The 21,087-nt window shown below is 42.4% G+C and carries 23 protein-coding genes; 14 read left to right on the top strand and 9 right to left on the bottom strand.

Features of this window, described 5'->3' with window-relative positions:
- The first annotated feature begins 188 nt into the window (after positions 1–188).
- The 3 genes from PHC76_RS11535 (at position 189) to PHC76_RS11525 (ending at position 3,979) form a co-directional block, all read left to right on the top strand.
- Complete coding sequence (locus tag PHC76_RS11535; RefSeq protein WP_300210094.1) at positions 189–2,009, top strand: KUP/HAK/KT family potassium transporter; 1,821 nt, start codon at positions 189–191, stop codon at positions 2,007–2,009.
- 226 nt (positions 2,010–2,235) lie between these two features.
- Complete coding sequence (locus PHC76_RS11530; RefSeq protein WP_299893493.1) at positions 2,236–3,231, top strand: hypothetical protein; 996 nt, start codon at positions 2,236–2,238, stop codon at positions 3,229–3,231.
- Positions 3,218–3,979, top strand: a complete 762-nt coding sequence (locus PHC76_RS11525; protein ID WP_299893492.1) for a hypothetical protein — start codon at positions 3,218–3,220, stop codon at positions 3,977–3,979. Before PHC76_RS11530 ends, PHC76_RS11525 begins: the two co-directional genes overlap by 14 nt.
- 55 nt (positions 3,980–4,034) lie before the next feature.
- On the opposite strand, the gene PHC76_RS11520 is transcribed toward PHC76_RS11525, so the two are convergent.
- Positions 4,035–4,226, bottom strand: a complete 192-nt coding sequence (locus tag PHC76_RS11520; RefSeq protein WP_299893491.1) for a hypothetical protein — start codon at positions 4,224–4,226, stop codon at positions 4,035–4,037.
- A 147-nt stretch (positions 4,227–4,373) separates the two neighbouring features.
- Here PHC76_RS11520 and PHC76_RS11515 point away from each other — a divergent pair, with 147 nt between their 5' ends.
- The gene (locus PHC76_RS11515; RefSeq protein WP_299893490.1) at positions 4,374–4,790 is read left to right on the top strand and encodes a hypothetical protein; all 417 of its coding nucleotides are present in this window, start codon (positions 4,374–4,376) and stop codon (positions 4,788–4,790) included.
- Between the two features lie 6 nt (positions 4,791–4,796).
- Here PHC76_RS11515 and PHC76_RS11510 read toward each other — a convergent pair whose 3' ends face one another.
- Together PHC76_RS11510 and PHC76_RS11505 are read right to left on the bottom strand one after the other, a co-directional pair.
- Positions 4,797–5,099: a hypothetical protein gene (locus PHC76_RS11510; RefSeq protein WP_299893489.1), complete on the bottom strand. Its 303-nt coding sequence runs from the start codon at positions 5,097–5,099 to the stop codon at positions 4,797–4,799.
- 77 nt (positions 5,100–5,176) lie between these two features.
- Positions 5,177–8,245 (bottom strand): Tn3 family transposase, encoded by a 3,069-nt coding sequence (locus PHC76_RS11505; protein WP_300210090.1) that lies wholly within the window; start codon positions 8,243–8,245, stop codon positions 5,177–5,179.
- 108 nt (positions 8,246–8,353) lie between these two features.
- On the opposite strand from PHC76_RS11505, the gene PHC76_RS11500 reads away from it, so the two are divergent.
- From PHC76_RS11500 to PHC76_RS11490, 3 genes are all read left to right on the top strand, one after another.
- Entirely contained in the window at positions 8,354–8,629 is a 276-nt protein-coding gene (locus PHC76_RS11500; protein ID WP_299893629.1) for a toxin, read from the top strand.
- The gene (locus PHC76_RS11495) at positions 8,622–8,888 is read left to right on the top strand and encodes a hypothetical protein (RefSeq protein ID WP_299893628.1); all 267 of its coding nucleotides are present in this window, start codon (positions 8,622–8,624) and stop codon (positions 8,886–8,888) included. Before PHC76_RS11500 ends, PHC76_RS11495 begins: the two co-directional genes overlap by 8 nt.
- An 88-nt stretch (positions 8,889–8,976) precedes the next feature.
- Entirely contained in the window at positions 8,977–9,126 is a 150-nt protein-coding gene (locus PHC76_RS11490; RefSeq protein ID WP_299893626.1) for a hypothetical protein, read from the top strand.
- Between the two features lie 134 nt (positions 9,127–9,260).
- Here PHC76_RS11490 and PHC76_RS11485 read toward each other — a convergent pair whose 3' ends face one another.
- The 5 genes from PHC76_RS11485 to PHC76_RS11465 form a co-directional block, all read right to left on the bottom strand.
- Complete coding sequence (locus tag PHC76_RS11485; RefSeq protein WP_299893624.1) at positions 9,261–9,605, bottom strand: NifB/NifX family molybdenum-iron cluster-binding protein; 345 nt, start codon at positions 9,603–9,605, stop codon at positions 9,261–9,263.
- On the bottom strand, positions 9,602–9,931 hold the full coding sequence (locus PHC76_RS11480) for a hypothetical protein (protein ID WP_299893622.1): 330 nt from the start codon (positions 9,929–9,931) through the stop codon (positions 9,602–9,604). The genes PHC76_RS11485 and PHC76_RS11480 overlap by 4 nt, the downstream gene beginning before the upstream one ends.
- Positions 9,932–10,185: 254 nt before the next feature.
- Entirely contained in the window at positions 10,186–10,758 is a 573-nt protein-coding gene (locus tag PHC76_RS11475; protein ID WP_299893621.1) for an alkylphosphonate utilization protein, read from the bottom strand.
- 21 nt (positions 10,759–10,779) lie between these two features.
- Entirely contained in the window at positions 10,780–12,009 is a 1,230-nt protein-coding gene (gene fabF / locus PHC76_RS11470) for a beta-ketoacyl-ACP synthase II (protein ID WP_299893619.1), read from the bottom strand.
- Positions 12,010–12,108: 99 nt separating this feature from the next.
- Positions 12,109–12,711, bottom strand: coding sequence for a TetR/AcrR family transcriptional regulator (locus PHC76_RS11465; protein WP_299893617.1), 603 nt, complete (start codon positions 12,709–12,711; stop codon positions 12,109–12,111).
- A 145-nt stretch (positions 12,712–12,856) separates the two neighbouring features.
- On the opposite strand from PHC76_RS11465, the gene PHC76_RS11460 reads away from it, so the two are divergent.
- From PHC76_RS11460 to PHC76_RS11440, 5 genes are all read left to right on the top strand, one after another.
- A complete protein-coding gene (locus PHC76_RS11460; protein ID WP_300210085.1) occupies positions 12,857–14,578 on the top strand; it encodes a SulP family inorganic anion transporter in 1,722 nt (573 codons plus the stop codon).
- The gene (gene pckA, locus PHC76_RS11455) at positions 14,551–16,134 is read left to right on the top strand and encodes a phosphoenolpyruvate carboxykinase (ATP) (RefSeq protein ID WP_299893613.1); all 1,584 of its coding nucleotides are present in this window, start codon (positions 14,551–14,553) and stop codon (positions 16,132–16,134) included. Before PHC76_RS11460 ends, pckA begins: the two co-directional genes overlap by 28 nt.
- 66 nt (positions 16,135–16,200) lie before the next feature.
- Complete coding sequence (locus PHC76_RS11450) at positions 16,201–16,581, top strand: PAS domain-containing protein (protein ID WP_299893611.1); 381 nt, start codon at positions 16,201–16,203, stop codon at positions 16,579–16,581.
- A 12-nt stretch (positions 16,582–16,593) separates the two neighbouring features.
- Positions 16,594–17,700, top strand: coding sequence for a methyl-accepting chemotaxis protein (locus PHC76_RS14935; protein WP_366141264.1), 1,107 nt, complete (start codon positions 16,594–16,596; stop codon positions 17,698–17,700).
- A gap of 86 nt (positions 17,701–17,786) precedes the next feature.
- A complete protein-coding gene (locus PHC76_RS11440) occupies positions 17,787–18,908 on the top strand; it encodes a methyl-accepting chemotaxis protein (protein ID WP_299893609.1) in 1,122 nt (373 codons plus the stop codon).
- A 23-nt stretch (positions 18,909–18,931) separates the two neighbouring features.
- Here the strand turns inward: PHC76_RS11440 and PHC76_RS11435 are convergent, their stop codons facing one another.
- Entirely contained in the window at positions 18,932–19,231 is a 300-nt protein-coding gene (locus PHC76_RS11435) for a DUF167 family protein (RefSeq protein ID WP_299893607.1), read from the bottom strand.
- Between the two features lie 37 nt (positions 19,232–19,268).
- Here PHC76_RS11435 and PHC76_RS11430 point away from each other — a divergent pair, with 37 nt between their 5' ends.
- Both PHC76_RS11430 and PHC76_RS11425 read left to right on the top strand, forming a co-directional pair.
- The gene (locus PHC76_RS11430; RefSeq protein WP_299893605.1) at positions 19,269–19,841 is read left to right on the top strand and encodes a class I SAM-dependent methyltransferase; all 573 of its coding nucleotides are present in this window, start codon (positions 19,269–19,271) and stop codon (positions 19,839–19,841) included.
- A gap of 112 nt (positions 19,842–19,953) precedes the next feature.
- The gene (locus tag PHC76_RS11425; protein WP_300210081.1) at positions 19,954–21,003 is read left to right on the top strand and encodes a CHASE domain-containing protein; all 1,050 of its coding nucleotides are present in this window, start codon (positions 19,954–19,956) and stop codon (positions 21,001–21,003) included.
- Positions 21,004–21,087 lie beyond the last annotated feature (84 nt).

Below are 21,087 nucleotides of genomic sequence, written 5' to 3'. Positions count from 1 at the left end.
TAAAAGTACAAGCTAAACAACAAAGAGAATCTATGAAAGGGTGTAAAACTACAAAAGGTTTTTTTCCTTTAAGGGAGGATAGCGCCAGGTTGCCCAATCATTTACATTTAAGTTCATTAAGAGTACCCTAGTTCAAAAGTATATACTATGAATAAAGTTAAGTATAGTCTTAAAATGTAAGGAAATATATGACATTAAAAGAACGTATTATAAATGAAATGATGGTGATTAAGTCACTCGGTGTCGTTTACGGCGACATTGGCACCAGTCCGATCTATACTTTCGCCGTAATCTTGCTTCTTGTACAACCCACCAAAGAGACTATTTTTCAGATCCTCTCCATGATCGTATGGACCCTCACGATGCTCGTTACTGTTCAATACGCGTGGTTAGCGACCAGTCTTTCAAAACGGGGCGAAGGGGGGACGGTTGTGCTGGTGCAAATTTTGCTCCCTTATCTTAAGGGAGCCCGTTTGGCTGCCCTCGTCACCGCATTGGGATTTCTCGGTATCTCGCTGATGATCGGGGATGGGGTTATTACCCCTGCGATCAGTATTCTCAGTGCCGTCGAGGGGATTATGTTGATCCCGGGACATGAGAGTACCCCGAAATACGTATTGCTCCTCATCGCCGCAGGAATTGCATTTGCCCTCTTTGCCGTTCAGAAACATGGGGTCGAAAAGGTTGCCAGTGCGTTTGGGCCGATTATGGTGATCTGGTTTTTCGCCCTTGGCATTGTCGGGGGGTATAACGTACTACAAAATCCTGAAGTTCTCCATGCCCTCTCACCCTTTTATGCGGTAGAGTTTGTTGTTCAGCACCCGTATATTGCGTTTGTGGTTTTAGCCGATGTCTTGTTATGCGCAACGGGAGGTGAAGCGTTGTACGCCGATATGGGGCATTTGGGTCGTCTTCCCATTCTAAAAGGGTGGGTTTTTGCTTCTGTGGCATTAATTTTGTGTTATTTCGGGCAAGGTGCATTTCTCCTATCCCATCCTGATGCACTAAAAAGTCCATTCTTTGAGATGTTTCATGATTTTGGCCCAACGCTCTATATTTCATTGGTTATTTTAGCTATTTTCGCAACCGTTATTGCGTCTCAAGCGATGATCAGCGGTGTTTTTTCCGTCCTCTATCAGGCGATGACGACCCGTATTTTCCCCCATTTCAGTGTCGATTACACCTCCGATGAGCTTCGCAGCCAAATTTATGTCGGCTCAGTCAACTGGTTCTTATTTGTCTGTGTCATCGCGATCCTTTTTGATTTCGGCGAATCGGCTAAATTAGCCGCCGCATACGGGCTCTCGGTTGCGGGGGCGATGAGCATTACCGGTATTTTAATGAGTATGATTTTCATGGTTAAAAAAGAGTATCTTAAAATGGGGTTAGCAATTTTCACAGGGCTAATGAGCATGAGTTTTTTTGTCTCTAGTTGGATGAAAATTCCGCACGGCGGCTATTGGTCTTTGATTATTGCTTCTGTTCCCCTTTTTATCATTATTCTTTATACCCAAGGGCAAAAACGGCTTTATGCTGCTTTGGTTCCGATTGATAAAGATGCTTTTTTGGAGGAATATTCTACGCGTTACAGACATGGTCAGCATGTAAGCGGTACCGCTCTGTTTTTTGCCCGTAATACAGATGCTATCCCCGCCTACATAGGTAAAACAATGTTCCAAAATGGGATTATTTACGATTATAATCTTATCGTCATCATTAAAACGACATATGAACCTCACGGAATTTTTAGCAAACTTTCCCCATTGGGTGAGGCACTCGATCTTTTGGTCATACATTCAGGATACATGGAAAAACTCAATGTCGAAAAACTCTTGCGGGAGCGGAACATCAATGAACGCTCTATTTTTTACGGGGACGAAGAGATCGTTTCCGACAGCTTCTTATGGAAAATATTTGCAATGATTAAAGACCTGTCGCCGAACTTTGTCAGCTTTTATAATTTCCCCCATGAAAAGCTTATCGGGGTTGCACGACGGGCGAAGATTTGAGAATAAAAAACAGTCAATTACAGTAATGATTATATAGATTTTGGAATCAATTTTATTCCAAAATTATCATTGATTGCATTAAATATTCAATATAATTTATCTTAGGTTAACCAAATTTAAACTCTAGTATCTATTTCAATTCATCTTATTAGCCTTTAATTTACATTAATTATTCAATATTTACATATTATTGTAAATAATACCTATTTTATGCTAATATAAGTTTATGAAGTATAAAGATGCACTATTCCATTACATAGAAACCACAACTGGCTATGGCATACAAGAAAAAGAACTCACTATGAGTTTGCCCTTATATATTCAAGCTGGATATGATCTATGGAGCTGTAGTGTTAGTGGTTTCGGAGTTGTATTTGCTCATGTTAAAGATACAACTACCGATTTGCGAATTCACTATAACGCTGTACGTAAAATTGAGGAAAATTGCCCTTGCTACGTCGTATTGGTTTTTGACTCTTTAGGAAGCAGAAATATCAATCGTTTAATTGAAAAACGCCAATCTTTCGTCATCATAGATAAATATGTTTATATGCCGTTTGCACTAATGCAAATGAAATCAGAAAAATTACTGCCGATACCGCGTAAAAATTTCCAGTCACTCACTCCCGATGCTGATATGATCCTAATCGGTTATTTGAATAAAAACATACAATCGGGTTTTATGATTTCACAAATTGCTTCCATGATTGACAGAGATATCCGTGCGACATCAGCTGCTTTGTCTATTTTGGAAACATTTGAATATGTGCGAATAGAAAAACAAGGGCGTAGTAAACACATTGTTTTCAATTCACCTGAAGATGTCTATGATCGCTTGAAAGAAGAAGGAATATCACCAATCAAATATGTTTTTTATTCTGATTCTCCTATGCTCGATCACCCTATAATGAATAGTGGATATTCTGCATTATCAGTGTTTTCTACCTTAATGGATGAGCGTATACCGACAAGAGCAATGAGTTCAAAGATGCGAATGCGCCACTTTTCCCAACTCAATGAAAGTGAAAAAGAAAACGCTCAATTTCGTATAGAAGTGTGGGATCGTGACCCATCTATTTTTGCAGTAGACGACAACGTTAATCCACTCTATGTTTTGCGAACTTTACGAAAAGAAAATGATGAACGTACTCAATACGCACTCGAACTACTTGAACAAGAGATTATGAAAAAATTTGAAGGTAACCAAGATGAAAGAAACTGATTACAGAGGGTTAAGTCATTTCCAGCAATATTGCAAAGATTTAGAGGATATGTACGTCGTTGTAGGGGGCTTTGCAACGGTTATGCTCCTTGATGAAGGTTTAGGTAATGGTCACGGTAAAGCTACTCATGATATTGATCTTGTATTGTTAACTACATCTTCAGTTGAAATGTCGCAAAGAATCAAGCAATACGTCCAAGAGGGTAAATACGAAATACAAAAAGGGGACAAAGATCAGTATCACTATTACCGATTCGTTAAACCTGAGACAGAAGGATTTGCAAAAGAGATAGAACTTTTTGCTTCTAATGAAAACGATCTTAATTTGGATGAAAATCAACGGATTATCCCTATTGATCCAGAAGTTGGTCTCTATTCATTATCAGCGATCATGCTGGATCCGGAATATTTTGAGATGATCAAAAACAATGTAAGCATGTCAGTAATTGCACCTTGTACCAATACCCAGGCAACTATTATGCTAAAAATGTCCGCATTTTTCGATCTCAGAAGAAGAAATGATAATAAATGGAAAAAACATCGTCAAGACATTTTAAAATTATCCTTGCTTTTAACCGGTGATGAAAGGATTCAAATGACCGGTAAAATGATGGAACATTTTGAAAGTTTTATAACTCATTTAGAACAAGAAGTAGATCAAAAAATGATTAAAACCATTGTCAATGGAATGGTTACTATAGATAAAGGGCTTACGCTAGAGGCTTTGAAAAAAGTGTTTATTTATTAATACCAAAATGGAGTCCAGAGACTGCCGTTACGAAACTTCATGATCCACGCAAATATTAATTGAGAGTTTCCTCAAATAGCACAAACTCAACAAGGTCACAAATCTCTTTAGATTCAAATCTATAACGGATTTCATCCCGATCCAAAGAACGAAGTACTTTTAATATATCAAATAATTGGCGTTCACCAAATGACGCAGATGCCTGATCACTCGCCATTACAAGTAGTTGTTTGGTTCGTTCTGTCATACAAATCCTTTTTATATCTCATAACTCAAGAAAAGTATAGTATATTTGAAATTAAGTTCAAGCTCTTTTTTACATTGTTAACAACCATTCATCATTCACATATACAATACCTCTTGTTTAAGTGACCTTATATCAGGAGTGCAATGAATGTATAAATATCACGATAAATCCAAACGATTTTTAGCCACCGCTCTGATTACTACCGGCTTATTGGGTACGACACCATTGATGAGCGAAGAAATTATCCAATTCGAACGCTCTGCCGTTACTCAAGAAAACCTTTCACTACGAATCGATTCTGAATTACGAAATCAGCAGTTTCAATGTTCTAAAACGGGATTTATACTCCATTTCTTAACAAATGCAAAAGCACATTTTATTCATCCGCAATCCGCTGACACACTTCATGCTGATTACAGTGTCCACTTTAACCATAGCATAGCGATGAAAGTCTATAAAAACCCATCCAAACACTTTGATTTGATGATGCATCAGATCAATATCGCTTCTGATGGGTTCAGTGCCAAGGTAAACGGGGAAACCCGCTATTTTCAGAAGGTCTAATTACTTTTACTTGATCTTTTGTCTCATCATAAGTTCAGGATTATTCTTCACATAGGCACTAAAAGTCGTATTCGTCGACGTGTGTCCAAGCTCCATCGCCACAATCGCCAATTCTTTTCCATCGGCGAGCTCTTTGGTGGCATATCCGCGTCGAATGATATGCCGTCCGCTCTTATTAATTCCAATCGCCTTGAGTGCGTATGTCGTGAATTTCCACATATCGACATCGGGCATTTTCTTATTCGTATAACTTCCATTGGTACAGGTACTGGAAATAACATACGAAGGATCCGGAAGTACGGCTCTCATATACTCGGGTGTCTACCTACATTTAGGGTTTTTTCACCATCCGTTTTAAAGTTAGCTTAAAATAGCTCATATTTGCCCTACAAGCTCTTTTCTTCTTTCTGCAAGTACTTTTCTATTGAAAAACGCTTTATAGCGTCAATATCGAATTCATCACCTTCAATTTGTCGTTCTGTAAAATCATATTCCCCATAAAAGTTAATGTGCTGCCAGTGTACTATTGATCCGTTCTTCAGTGTATTGATAATTTTATCTCTGGTTTCCTCATCTTTTTCTTTAGCAAGAAGGTTTGAAACATAGAGATAGTTCCAGCAGATAATCGAGTTTTGAATCAGACGCAGTGCATTGCTGGCAATATCCTGTTCCTCTTTTGTGGCATAAAAATATTCACCGCTGTTTCCAAAAAAAACCGCTTTAGAAAATTTGTTTGCGCTTTCCACTTTATTGAGCTGCTTCTCAATTTGCTGACGGAAGACAACATCGTCGATGTAGTTGAGCAAAAAACGTGTTTTGATGATACGACCGAATTCCCGCAGTGCCTGATAAAGCTTGTGTTTGCGTGAATAGGAGGTAAGACGCTTAAGCAGTTGTGTCACCGTTGTCCTTCGCTCTTTGATGGTAATGACCATTCGAAGAATTTGATCCCATTGCTCTTCAATAACAGCAGTATTGATCTGTTTTACCGGCAGTAAAACGTACCCATACTCTTTGTAGAGTTTTCTAGGTTCAAACGCATAAAGCTGCTGCTCTTTAAAGTTTTTGATCCGTGGTGCAAAGACCAATTTCAGCAGATGTGTGAGTGCGAACACCACCTCGCTGTATCCAAATGTGTCGGTTGAGTGGATATCGCTTTGTACTACCTCCTGGTGCATCAGTCCATCGATAACGTACGCTGCTTCACGCTCATTGGCATTGATTACCGTCGTATAGAATAACCGACCGGATTCATCGGAGAACGTATATCGGCTTACTCCTCGCCCTAAGCCGAAGTATTTGAACGAATGCCCTGAGTTCAGAGATTCAACTGATGTGTTGAATTTTTGACCGTCACTGGCCGTGTGATTACGCTCTTGATTGTTCCGGAACAACTTGGGGATGCCAAGCGTTTCAGTCAATTCAATTATCGCGTCATTGGCTTCTTGAAGCATGTCGTTGCTTAGATACCATGTGCGGATATGATCTATGTCACCCATTGTTATCCCCTTGGATATCTTTGCCATCTTGGCAATGCTGATATTGCATCCGTATCCAATGATTGACGCATAAAGGGCATTGTGTTTGGGTGCTTTATAGCTTTTCGTATGGGAATGGTGATGAAATTTTGCACTGAATAGTGCATGCCGGTCAATGAGACGCAACACCTCGATCAGCGGAATGAACTTCTCTTTAGGAAGATAGGCATGGAGCCCTTCAATCTCATCGCTTTTTTCCAGCTTTGGAGTAGTTACGATAAATGAGCCATCCGCTTTTAAATGGAAGTATTCGTTTCTCCCTTTCGTAATATTGGTGCTAGTCTTTCGATAGGTTGAACTGAGTGAACCTCGAAGCTCTTCTAGCACTGCATCGAAGTCTTTGATTGCCATCAGCTTATGCCGTTCAAGCTGTATTTCTTTGGTATTGGCGTATTCTGTGGAATCGATCAAATAATTATTGAACGCCCTGTAGCGGTAGGAGTGTTTAAGGTTGAGAGTCCCTGATTTAATGGCATCGCTGATGGTAATAAAGAGAAACATCTTATAGAGTGATATCCGAAACGGCTCCTCAGTGTTATTAGAGTTGAGAGATTCTTTTTCCTCTTCGGATAAAAACTCCATGGGGATTTTAGCGGTGATGTTACCGCCAGTTATTTTAAAAAACGCGATTGCCTTGAGAAGGGATTTATCGGACTCTTTTTCATCGAATTCCAATGCCTTGATAATATCGGAAACCCGGTTCTGCAGCTTACGGGAGCGCTCTTCAAGGATTGTATGATAACCTGTATTATCACTCAGCTCATCATGCTCTTCCAAAAACGCTTTATTTTCCTGCTCATCGGCGATCATTGCATCGATCTCTTTTTGAATTATTTGGAGCTTTTGATCGGCATTAATATCTGAGGATAGGGTCTTTTTGATCGAGTAAACTTTAGGTATAAGACTGTTTTTGAGTAGACCAGCCATTTCGCCGGATACTTTAGACCTTGATTGACGCTGCAAGAAATAGGCATTCTGATGTTCTCGCAGTGCGGAGGTTTTTGCACTTTGTACCGATTGAACGAGTATGTCACAAAGCTGATCGGTCCGAATATAGGTTTGATGCGTCACGAAACAGATAAGATCGAATTGCTGTTTATATTTGGCTTTGCGCAGTATCTGATGCATATCGCTCTTTTCAACCCAGAGTGCGTAGTGCTTCGCGACGTTTAAATCGAGTCCTATTTTTTCGATGATCTCTATGAGTCCCGCATGTATGTTTCGGACGGTTGTGAAGGTGTTGACGGTATCTTTTATTTTTGCAGGCTTGAGAGAATGGGATAGTTTTTTGAAGCGTGATAGGCTGTAACGACCGGCATGGACTTCATCGTCTTCTAAAAATAGATCCAGAGCCCTAAGTTCTTGATGATGGGATAAAGATTTGAGCTGATCGAATATATGCCGCTTATGGGAATTCATTGCCTCGGTGATGATTCGGACTAAAAAGGTATAGGTTGGGATTTCATACCGGTTGGAAACAGAAATTTCGACCAAAGCGTAAAAAAGTGCTTTTGGATTGGAGAGTTTAGAAATGAGATGGCTGGCCTCGGCTTTTAATATCTTGCGAAGATTCTCATTAGGGGAGAGAAATCCAAAGTGTTCGCGGATGATTCTTTTGTAGCGGACTTGCGTGTTTAACGCTATTTTTAGTGTATCTAGATGAAAATTGTATTGATTTACAATGTAATCGATATCGCTTTTGGGAAATGATACGGCATCAAAAAAAGTACGGTAAACTTTGAAATATCCGTACATTGCAATGAAGTGCAGTTTGTTAACATCCTTATCGAACGATGCTAACTGAAGCTGCATAGAATGATGCAGTGTAAATAGTTCTTTTCGTGTTTCATCACTAATGGATGGGGGTGATTCAAACTCTTTCTTCTGGGAATGATTGAGTATTTTTAGATACGTCATATGTTTTCCTGTCATAATTTGCAATGATATGCATTGTATAGAAAAATTTATCATCAATTTACTTTTGTCGATATATAATACATTGTATGTATATTATAAAGGCTTGTATTGATTACCTACGGTAAAGAAAAAAATGAACTTCTTAAACAAAGCAGAGGTATTGGTTTTGAAGAGATCATAGCTGCTATAGATGCTGGGAAAGTGTTAGACACATATGATCATCCGGATCAGGAAAACTATCCCGGACAAAAGATCTACGTCATAGAGGCATTGGATTATGTCTATCTTGTCCCATTTGTTCGCAATGAAGAAGGGATATTTTTAAAGACTATCATCCCAAGCCGAAAAGCCAAAAAGATATATAAAGGAGAAAACAATGTTTGATGCAGAAGAGATGGCGATTTTAAACGCTCTTGAGAACGATAAATTGGTTCAAAGCATCGATGCGGATGAAGAGATTGCATTGGCTCGTAAGGCAGCTAAAGAGTATTTGTCCAAATCAAAAAATATTACAATCCGTCTCAGTCTCGGCGATGTAACAACTATTAAAAATAAAGCCCAAGAGACAGGTATACCTTACCAAACAATCATATCGTCACTAGTACACCAATACGCGACAGGAAAGATTCGACTGGAGGCATAGACTCACATTAAAGGCTGTTTTTCATAGAGATTAAGCAGCTTTTAAAACGGATGGTGAAAAAACCCTAAATGTAGGTAGACACCCTGCATTGAAAAACAATGAAAATATTGATGCCATAAAGGCTGAAATAGCATTGCATATTGCTGTATCTATTGAGATTTGGGCTGTTTTAGTACAAATTCTTCAAATCAATAGGTTTAGATATGATTTTTCAGATTTAAAAGCTAAATCAGTCTGAAATTTATAGGGTTCTTTCACAGTCTCACTTGTTTATCGTTACTATAAAAGGAACTGTTTATAATGAAGGATAGATAGAGAAAGTGGTTTTAATCAAAATGGTTTAAAATCAAAACAGTTGCTTTCTTTGTCTATTTAATCTAACAGTGTCCCAAAATTCTCGGGTGTCACTTCCAACAATGCTCCTGAATGAAATTGATTGAGCAGATCCGCAGTAGTTAATTCTTCTACCCCTGCAAAATAAATTTGTATTCCGTAGCTTTTGAGCAATACGAATGGCTTTAATCCCAAATGGGAGGTGATTAAAACGTCAATATTATGGGCGACAAGGGTACGGGCAACATCATGTCCCCCTTTTTCATCCATTTTTTCAATACTTGATTCACCGTCACGGGAATAAGCGAAAAATTTTGCATTTGCGAATAATGATGCGATGATTGGGTTAATCGACAATGTTTTTACGGGTATGGCTATGGTCATAATAATGATTCCTCTTTACTGATTGTGGGAGTATTGTCAGAAATTTCTCCGTCGTATTTTTCGTGTGGAAGGTTTTCCCAAACTTTCTGCAATTTTTTCTTGTAATAATCAAGCGCTTCCGAACGTTTCAGTCTCGTCGGTTTGTCTTTTATCCGTATGGTGGGGACGAACCGTCCGTTGATCATCCGAATGGAACGTTTTTCATCTTCGATGCATTCTCCAAATGTTCTCCCCTCCGGGAATTGGACGTCGGGACGACGTTTAGACGACGCCACCATCTCGCTTTCGTCAAAATCTTCATCGGTTTCGCTTAGGTGCAATATCAAAGTACATTTCCTAGGTTATGTGTTACATCCACAAGAGTATGGCGATAGCGTCGAATTTTGGGCATGGGTTCCCCTTGAATTTAAAATAGTTTGTGCCAAGCAGAGTTGAGCTGTCGAGACTGTTTTGTTTCGGTCATGAAAAATAATATTCGAGCCAGTAAAGACCGGCACAATAGACGAATAAACCGAATAAGAGTATTCCTATGGCGAGAATTAGGAAGACTATTCGATTTTTCATGAGATCAGAAAAAAGGTTAAACTTTTTTCATATATGCCGCGACCAGTACGATCGTCGAACCGTTGATTTTACCTTCGATGAGTTTGGGATCATCGGTTAGGCGAATGTTTTTGACGATGGTTCCGCGTTTGGCAGTGAATCCGCCTCCCTTGACTTCAAGGTCTTTAATAAGGGTGACCGAATCTCCTTCCGATAAAATTGTTCCGTTGCTATCTCGAACGCTCACTCCCCGATCGGTTGAGGAAGAAGAGGATCCGTTTAACGCTTGAGCCTGTGCCCATTGTAAAACATCGTCTTCGAGATAGAGCATTTCAAGACGATCTTGGTCACTCAAAGCATTTAGAATACGGTACGCCATGACTTGCACCGCAGCAACGGTACTCCACATGCTTTCATTCAGACAGCGCCAGTGATCACGATCAAGTTCGCTAGGGGTGTCGAGTTGATTTCGGCAATGATCGCAAAGATAGAGAGACTGATTGGCTGATCCATCAGAGGGGGCAACACCGTAGGGGGCCAGATTGTCTGAGGAGCCGCACAATTCGCATTGTTCATGGCTACGTTCTTTGAGTTGGGTTTCGAGGTTCATACTATTCCTTTGTTGTAAGTTTTATTGCTTGGTTTTTCCGAAAATAACAGCGCCGTTCGTTCCTCCGAAACCGTAATTCGCGCTCATTACGGTATGCAGTTCTTTACGTCGCGGGAGATTGGGGATGAAATCGATCGGCATATCCTCCGACGCACATTCAAAATTAATGGTTGGCGGCATAATATTTTCATTCAGTGCCATGATGGAAACGACCGCTTCGATCACTCCTGCCGCACCCAGGGTATGTCCGATCGATCCTTTGATGGAGCTGATGGGAGGAACGGTGTCAAAGACCCCTTCTAGCATTTTAGTCTCGTACAAGTCATTGTAGTAAGTACTCGTACCGTGCGCATTGAAATAATCGATGGCGGGGTTTCCAGCCATGTGTAAAGCCGCTTTGAGGGCACGCGATGCCCCTTCGTGGTTTTCCGTAGGGGTGGTGATGTGAGATCCGTCGGCACTCTCTCCGAACCCTAAAACTTCCCCGAATATAACCGCTCCCCGTTTTTGCGCCGATTCCAGGCTCTCTAAAATCATCGCTCCCGCCCCTTCACCCAGAACAAATCCGTCCCGCGCTGCGTCAAACGGTCTTGAAGCGTGCGCAGGGTTGTCGTTTCGAGTCGAGAGGGCATTCATGTTGGCAAATCCACGGATTACGGTTGGCGTAATACACGATTCCGCCCCGACGACGACCATGGCGTCCGCTCCTCCCAACATGATTGTTTTGGCGGCTTCATTGATGGCATGTACCCCGGCAGCGCATGCGGTCGTACTGGAGAGATTAGGCCCTTTTAATGCATGGTAGATGGAGATATAACCGCTGAGCATGTTGGTAATGGTGGAAGGGATAAAAAAAGGGGAGACCCCTTTTGAGCCTTTTTCATGACCGCCGATAACATTTTTCTCGATATTGGGGAATCCGCCGATTCCCGAAGCGCCCGAAACACCGAAACGATTCTTGTCAATGGCATTTTCTTCGATACCGGCATGCGCCATAGCCTCCGCTACGGCATGAAGCCCCAGCTGAATAAAACGGTCCGCTTTTTTCTGCTCTTTTTTCTCCATAACGCTATCGGGATCGAACCCTTTGACCTCCGACGCGATTTGTACCTTTTCATTCGATGCGTCAAACAGCGTGATTCTATCAACGCCGGGTTTGCCCTGAAGCAGGGCGCTGAAAGTGTCATGGGCGTTATGCCCGACACCGGTAATCATGCCGTATCCGGTAACGACGACTCTGTGTAGATGCATGCGGATCCTTAATGTTTGGGTAGGTAGAGAGTTCTGTGCGTGAACATCTGTAGGGTTTCATCTATAACTCTCAAAATATCCAAAGAGGATTCCACGAGTTTACTTGCCTGCATTGTTGGCTATAGGGCTATGCCCAACGCCGTTAAAAAACCAGTGAATGGTTTCCTCGATAATGCCGGACGTTTCAAATTCATGGTAGAGATAGCTCTCGATAAAGCCGTCCGAGAATTTTTTAAATAAAATGGCGACGTGCATGTGATTGGTATTCTCCAGTGGGAGCAAGAGTTTAAACTGACGTACTAAAAAGTCATAGATATTGGTAACGACGATATGGTTAGAGACATCGAGCTTGTGAAAAAAATAGGGATCGTTTGTGATGGGCTGATTTCGGTGCTGATCGATCCGTAAAAAGATTTCGTATTTATACTTCAAATAGAGTTTTAAATTTTCACGCGGGTCGGAGGACTCATGATCGTTCAAATTTTTTAAAAACCGTTCCAATTTTAGGATCAAATACTCGACATACAAATCTTCTTTGGAACCGAACATGTTGTAAATCGTTCCGACGGAAGTCTCAAGCTCTTTGGCGAGGTCGGTAATTTTGAACTCTTTATATCCCGTTTCATCGAAATATTTGGCGGCAGCCGTGAGGTAAAGCTCTTTTTTCAGTCGGGTAACTTCACCCATAATCGCACTCTTCATTACCGTCACCTTATGTTTATTTGGTGTAATTTTAACACATAAATAAAACTATTTCAATAAAATGAACTACATTTATTAAGTTGAATCTAATTCATTTTTAAGATTAACTGCTGTAATCTTTCAAATCTCAAACAGGGTTGAATCCATGAAACAGAGCTTACATAAGCTTTTAGAACCGAAGCTCATCACCTATATCCGTAAAAACGGCTACGATCAAAGTGACTTTATCAAAGACGCTCTTTCGGGACTTTCGGTTGCCATTGTCGCGTTACCGCTGGCGATGGCGATAGCCATTGCCTCTAATCTTCCTCCTGAGCGGGGAGTGTTCACCGCGATTGTGGCGGGATTGCTCATCTCCTTGATGGGGGGGAGCCGTTTTCAGATCGGGGGTCCGACCGCCGCGTTTATCGTCACGGTCGCTCTGGTTGCCATGAAACATGGCTATGAGGGATTGGTGATTGCCACGATCATGGCTGGAATCCTTCTGATTCTGATGGCGTTTTTAAGAGCCGGAGAGCTGATTAAATTTATCCCCTATCCCGTGATCGTCGGCTTTACCTCAGGGATAGCGCTTCTGATCCTCTTTTCGCAGCTTCGAGATTTTTTCGGGTTGTCCATTCAGACGATGCCTCCCGATTTTATCGACAAACTCGTGTTATACGTTCAAAACCTCCATCAAACCAACCCTTACTCGGTCATTGTCGCATTGATCTCTATCGGGATTATTGTCCTGATGACAAAAAAATATCCCAAAATCCCCGGTCCGATTGTGGTCGTCACCCTCTCCGCATTGGCAGTGTGGCTGTTCAATATCCCTATCGAGACGATAGAGAGCCGTTTTGGCGCTATCCCCTCCATGCTTCCCAGTCCGAGTATCCCTATGGTAACGTTTGAAAAAATCCGCCTTTTGTTTCCTGATGCGATGACCATTGCTCTGCTTGCCGCCATCGAATCGCTTCTCTCGGCAGTGGTTGCCGATGGGATGGCGGGGACGAAACACAAATCCAATACCGAGCTATGGGGGCAGGGGGTTGCCAATATCGCTTCTGCCGTTTTCGGAGGGCTTCCGGCTACCGGTGCCATCGCCCGCACGGCCACCAACATCAAAGCAGGCGCCGTCTCTCCGATTTCGGGGATTATGCACGCTCTGTGGCTTTTTGGATTTATGCTCCTTCTCTCACCTCTGATCGTTAAAATCCCCCTTGCGGCACTGAGCGCTATTTTGATCATAGTGGCATGGAATATGTCGGAGATCAAACACATCCGCTCGATCATGAAGGCACCGCGTGCGGATCGTGCCGTTTTGTTGGTTACCTTCGCTCTGACCGTATTAGTCGATTTGAACGTTGCGATACAGGCGGGGATCGCGTTGGCGTCGATCTTGTTTATCCATTCGATGATGGGAGCGGTCGAGATCCGATCCTACGATGACGACGATGATGAAAACGACGACCCTGACGCAACCTCGAAAAAAGTGATCCCCAAAGGGGTCGAGGTCTATGAGATCAAAGGACCCCTCTTTTTCGGAATCGCCGAAAAACTGGTCGATACCCTCTTGCTGTTCGATCCGCCGCCGCAGGTCTTTATTTTACGGCTTCGGCATGTCCCGATGATTGACGCGGCGGGTCTGCATGCCCTGGAGACACTGACCCATCAACTCCATGCGCAGCATTCGGTACTTATCCTCTCGGGGGTCAATAAGAATGTTCACAATTATGTCCGTAAATCCGGATTGGCCGAAGAGATCGGTGAATGGAATATTGTCGATCATATCGACAAAGCGCTTGCCCTAGCGCACGAAATCGTAGACGAACCCCAAAAACAAAGGAAAATCATCGTATGTCATGGCTTACAGCAGAAGAATTAGGACTCACCCACATTGACGCGATTCATCGTAACATCGATTACGATTCGTTGATCGAATACGCGCTGGCCAACGAGGGGGCGAAACTCTCTCATAGCGGAGCGGTAATGGTCGATACGGGTATTTTTACGGGACGAAGCCCCAAAGACAAATACTTTGTCGATCAGTTCCCATCGAACGAATACATCGCGTGGGGAGAAGTAAATAAACCTCTCACTAAGCACGTCTGGGATGATTTACTGGGGATGGTCAAAGAGCATCTGGGCGGCAAAAAACTCTTCGTCAACGATGTTTACGCGGGGGCGAGTGAGCCCAGCCGCCGCTCCATCCGTTTTATCAGTGAAATCGCATGGCAGTCGCACTTTGTCAAAAATATGTTTATCGAACCCGATTTTGAGGATTTGATCGGCTTTGCTCCCGATTTTACCTTTTACAGTGCCAGCCGAATCACGAACCGCAAATGGAAAGAACACGGACTGAACAGTGACGTCTTTATCGTGTTTAATATCGAAGAGAAAATCGCTATTATTGGCGGGACGTGGTACACGGGAGAGTTGAAAAAAGGGGTCTTTACCCTGATGAACTATTGGCTCCCGCTGGAAAACAAACTCTCGATGCATTGCAGTGCCAATATCGGCAAAGCCGGAGATACGGCGCTTTTTTTCGGTCTCAGCGGTACGGGTAAAACGACTCTCTCCACCGATCCCGAACGCGCCCTAATCGGAGACGACGAACACGGATGGGACGAACACGGGATTTTTAATTTCGAAGGGGGATGCTATGCGAAAGTGATTAATCTTGATCCCAAAAGCGAACCCGAAATCCACGCCGCCATCAAAACCAACGCCATTTTAGAAAATGTGGGATACAATGAACACGGTATTGTCGATTTTAGCGACGATTCCAAAACCGAGAACACCCGCGTCTCTTATCCGATCCATCACATCGAGAATTTTCAAGAGGGGATGTGCGGCGGACACCCTAAAACGATCATTTTTCTCACCGCCGACGCGTTTGGGGTTCTCCCTCCGGTAAGTATGCTCACCAAAGAGCAGGCAATGTACTATTTTCTCAGCGGCTATACGGCCAAAGTCGCGGGAACCGAACGGGGGATTACCGAACCTGTCGCGACCTTCTCCGCATGTTTCGGAGAGGCGTTTTTACCTCTGAGTCCGACGGTATACGCCGAACTTTTGGGGCAAAAGATCGATCAGCACGGGGTAAAAGTCTACCTCGTCAATACCGGATGGAGCGGCGGAAGCTACGGCGTCGGAAAACGGATGAGCATCCAAAATACCCGTGCGTGCGTCAATGCGATATTGGACGGATCGATTTTGGAGAACGATTTTGATATTCTCCCTACCTTTGGTCTTCTGATCCCCAGAACTCTTCACGGCGTCGATACGGAGGTGCTTAATCCGCGAAACGCATGGGAAGACAAAGCAGCATACGATGAGACGGCACATAAACTCTCGGGGATGTTTATCGAAAATTTCAAACGTTACAATAAAGCCGGAGGTCAATACAATTATGCGGCGGCTGGGCCGGTTAGGGAATAGAAATAGTGAGTGTTTAAGGAAATATATATATATCCTATTTAGTTATATGTAACTTAAAGGATTAATATGGAACATGAACTTCAAGATACCGATTTTTTGGTCTCTCAGACCGATTCAAAAGGAAAAATTCTTTTTGCCAACGAGGATTTTTGCAAAATAGCCGGATATACGCTCGAAGAGATGATCGGCAAACCGCATAATATAGTTCGTCACCCCGATATGCCAAAAGCGGCGTTTAAAGATTTATGGGACACCGTAAAAAGTGGAAAGGTCTGGAAAGGATACGTTAAAAATTCCACCAAAAACGGCGGGTATTATTGGGTATTTGCGACCGTTTATCCTAATATCGCGTGCGGTGAAAGCGATCACGGCTATATGTCCTGCCGACGGAAAGCTTCCAAAGCGGAAGTCCAAAAAGCCGAAGCACTTTATAAAACTATGCGATAAAAGAGGATAAAGATGAAAAACAATACAAAAATTATCGTTTTATCGTTATTAGGGATTATAGGAATTGGCTTAGTGGTTGTCATAAATTCGCTGTGGATGAGCATCGGGGTTATTGTGGCCTTAATCGGTACGGCTATCGGGGTTAGCCTTGCCTCGTCTTCAAGTAATGAAATAGTTTCTCGGCAACTCAATGAGCTTGAAGAGTTAATGCAGTTTAAACGTAACCAGTTAGAAGATGTCCCCGCGCTGCCAGACAGTATGGAAGAGAAGCTAAACCATCTTGGCAAAACACATGAAGCGATTTTGGAGCAAGACACCAAAGTAGCCGGAGAAATGGTATTGCTTGCTGACAAAGTGCGTCGGGGTCATTTTATGTGCCGTGTGGCAAGTGATTCCAAAACACCGCATGTACATCTTCTCCGCAAAACCATGAATGCGATGCTCGATGCGACCGAAAAAAATCTCGATCAAGCCATCAGCGTATTAGAATCGTTGAGCGAAGGACAATTTGCTACCCGTGCGAAAGTGGACGTTGAGGGGAAAATGGCTCAAGTTTTGGAAAAAATCAACGATCTTGGTGCCGCATTGCAATCGATGGAACATCAAAATAATGAAGCCAAAGAAATTCTGAATAATAATACCCAACAGCTGAAAAATACGGTTGAGAATCTTCGTAGCAATCAATTCGTCGAACTCAGCGGAATGATTAACTCAACCGTAGATCGTATTCAAAATGTTGCCAATAAAGAACATGAGCTCTCCGGTAATCTTCAATCCCTCGCAGGAAACGCTCAAGAGACGAAGCAAATTTTAGTCACCATTGGCGATATTGCCGATCAAACCAACCTTTTGGCACTGAATGCAGCTATTGAAGCGGCACGGGCAGGGGAGCATGGTCGAGGGTTTGCCGTTGTTGCTGATGAAGTTCGAAAACTGGCTGAACGCACCCAAAAAAGTTTGGCAGAAACGTCAGCAACCATAAATGTTCTTATTCAGGCGATTAACGATAACAGTGAAGAGCTAAACCATAATATGGATGAGATGATGAGTTTGACTCAATATGTTGGAACCGTAGATGGTAAAATGGAAGAGTTGTTGAATGTTATGGATAATTTGTAATAAAAGGTAGCTGTTTAGAAGTTCCATTTCCGCCAAACAATTGGAGGTGAATTTTTATTGTACGTGATCAATAATAAGGAGAATAAATGTTTTTTGGAAATCAGAAAAGACACTGTGAAGAGATCGAAACCACTTTAAACAAAAAAATAGAGTCGCTTATATCGGACAATAACCGTTTAAACGAAGAAAATAGAGAACTAAAAGAAGAGATTTCACGATTAAACAATAACGCCGTGATGTTTGATTTGATTCAACATTTAACGGAAAACCTAACGAATGCCTGTCAAACTGATTTATCCCACTTACAAAAAGATCTTGCGGAGAACGTGAGTAATTTAGAAGAGATTGAAGTACTGAATAAAAGCAATCGTTCCAATACAATTGAAATCAATACTGAAATTAGTGAAATTCTTGAAATACAGCAGCAGTTGGTTAGCAATATTACCGACAATTACGGCTCGGTAGGTCAGCTTAATGATGGAGTCGGCTCCATCGGTCAAGTCATTAATTTAATCAAAGACATCTCCGATCAAACCAACCTATTGGCGTTAAACGCTGCTATCGAAGCGGCACGGGCAGGGGAACACGGACGTGGGTTTGCCGTTGTTGCCGACGAAGTGAGAAAGCTTGCCGAACGTACCCAAAAAGCGACGGCGGAAGTAGCGATGTCGGTTCAAAGTCTCAAACAAAACGCGATGGAAATTTATGAGCGTTCGAGCACGATGGAATCTATCTCTGCCGATTCTACCCAAAAACTTGAACAATTCCGCTCGACGCTCTCCGACTTTGGGCATAGTACAGAACAGATCGATACCGATTCAACAAACGTTCTCTACTCCGTCTTTATGGTATTGGTGAAACTTGATCATTTGCTCTTTAAAGCCAAAGGGTATAAAAGTGTATTCACAAACAAAGCAGATGATGAATTTGCCGATCATCACCATTGCCGCTTAGGCAAATGGGCTGAAGGGGGTAAGGGTGCAGAAATATTTGGACAAACCCCAAGCTTCAGAACCCTCGAAACGCCGCATAAATTGGTCCATGATAATATCATTTCGGCGGTTAAATGTGTCAGCGCCGGCACCTGTGGGCAAGAGTCAAAAAATGTTATGACCTATTTTAAAGAGGCTGAAGCCGCTAGTCATAAGGTTATTGAAACGTTAAATGCCATGCTCCTCGAAGAGCGGCAAAAAAGAGAGGCGAAGTAAACTCCCTTTTGTAAATCGCAAAATTAAGAAAATACAGAGGGCAAGTTTTTCGGCGCTTTGATCCTCAATTGTTTGTTGACGTTCATTCGCCCGTAGACCACGTCGATGTCCGAGGGGGATATGCCGAACGTTTTAGCCAAAAATCGAACCATGTGATCGGTGGCACGTCCTGCTACCGGAGCTTCGGTGACGCTGATTTTGAGCTGATTGCCTTTGACTTTACCGATGGCATCACGTTTGGCACTGGGGGTTCCCAAGACATTCAAAACCAAAATATCCCCTTCCCATTGGTAAAACATATTGGCTAAATTTTTGGCTTTCATGGGATCGGTTCCTTATATAACACACTAGGTTTTAAACATGCATCAGCATTTAAACAAGCAATTTTATCACAAAGCCGTTTTCAAAAACGGTCTCACCCCCCAAGGGCTGGGCTGGCATTCGAAGGCGTCGCAGGAGGTTCGCTTCCACCAGATTCTCAGCCTTCTCCCTCAGTCGCTTTCGTCTGTTGTCGATGCGGGATGCGGATACGGTGATTTTTGTCTCTATCTTCGCAAACACCGCAGTGATCCCATCGGCTATCTCGGATTGGACGCACTGGGTATCATGGTGCACGAAACGAAACGGCGCACCGGAGAAAAGGCGCTTCGATGCGATATCCTCGAAGACGATTTGCCGGAAGGAGAGTATTATGTTTGCAGCGGTGCGCTCAATATTTTGACCAAAGAGCAATCGTTTCGATTTATAAAACGGTGTTACGAGGCGTCTCTTCGGGGAATCGTGTTTAACTTTTTAGAAGGGGAAAAGCATTCGAGAACCTATAACTACCTCACAAGTTCTGACATCCAATGCTTAGGGGATCAACTCGGGGCACGGTGTGTTTTTCGACGCCGTTATTACGAACAAGATTGCACGGTCGCATTTTATAAATAAGAGGCTCTATTATGATTTTAGGTGAATATCCCGATATATTCAATATCTTGACAATTACACTGGCATTGATCGTCTTTTACATCCATCTTAAGAAGTAAGGTGTAAAAGGGAGATGAACAACACTGCTTTGAAGGATACTTTCCGCTCAATGGGATATTTAAAACATCGGTATTTGCGTATCTTTTTATCTTTGAACCCTACAACCGCGACGATTACGGTGTTGATAGCCGTTATCGTGTTGTTTGGAATTTGGTCGGTTTCAAAAGAGTATTTTCTGGTTGCGGCTCAGCACCGATTTGAAATTAAAGTATTGGAAAATACCGATCGCATCCAAAAACGCTTATCTCAGTATGAAACCGTTTTACACAGCGGCGCGGCTTTTTATCAAGCGAGTAAGTATGTCAGCCGTGATGAGTGGAAGCACTTTATCGGTTCTCTGGAGTTATATCGTAATTACCCCGGGATTCAGGGGATTGGTTTGGTCAAAGTTGTCGCATCGAAAGAGACAGAAGATTTGACCCGACGGATGCGTGATGAAGGTTTCCCCTCGTTTTCGATCAAATCCGATAAACATGGAGAGATATACGCTACCGTACTTTACCTCGAACCGATGGACAAACGTAATTATGAAGCGATAGGATATGATGTTCTTTCAGAATCCAACCGGCGCGAAGCGTTTATCGGTTTGGTGGACAGCGCTTTTCGTATGAACGATTTGATGCGACACATCGTTTCAAAAGATGCTACGCTTAATTTTGAAATCCATGACAGCAACAAAATCACGGATGAACATTTACTTTACCGTTCGTTTAACCCCTCCTTCTTTCATCCGAAATTTCATATCCGAAAAACAGTGACTCTGTACGGACAAACATGGTATCTGGATTTTTGGAGTACACCGGAGTTTGAAAACGAATACGATGATGGGTACCCTTTACTTTTTACCACTATTGGGCTGATTCTCTATTTAGGGCTGCTATTTTTGATTTTGTATTTGGTTCAGGCGAAGAAAAGAGCAAACGAAAAAGAGCTTTTTTTCAAAAAATCGCAACGTGCAGCCGGCATAGGGAGCTACAGTCTCGATTTGCAGACCATGCAGTGGAAAAGTTCTGAGACCTTGGGTGTAAACCTACAAAGGGATTTTTCTTCCCATGCGCTTTAAAGTTTGCTTAAATTGATTCTCTGAGTCTCTACAAATCATTTTTCTATTTTAGATTCAATCATGGATACAGATAACGCTTTTATC

The organism is Sulfuricurvum sp., assembly GCF_028710345.1.
Lineage (GTDB): Bacteria > Campylobacterota > Campylobacteria > Campylobacterales > Sulfurimonadaceae > Sulfuricurvum.
The sequence above is the reverse complement of the archived record's forward strand: the minus strand, read 5'-3'. Positions and strand labels throughout refer to the sequence as shown.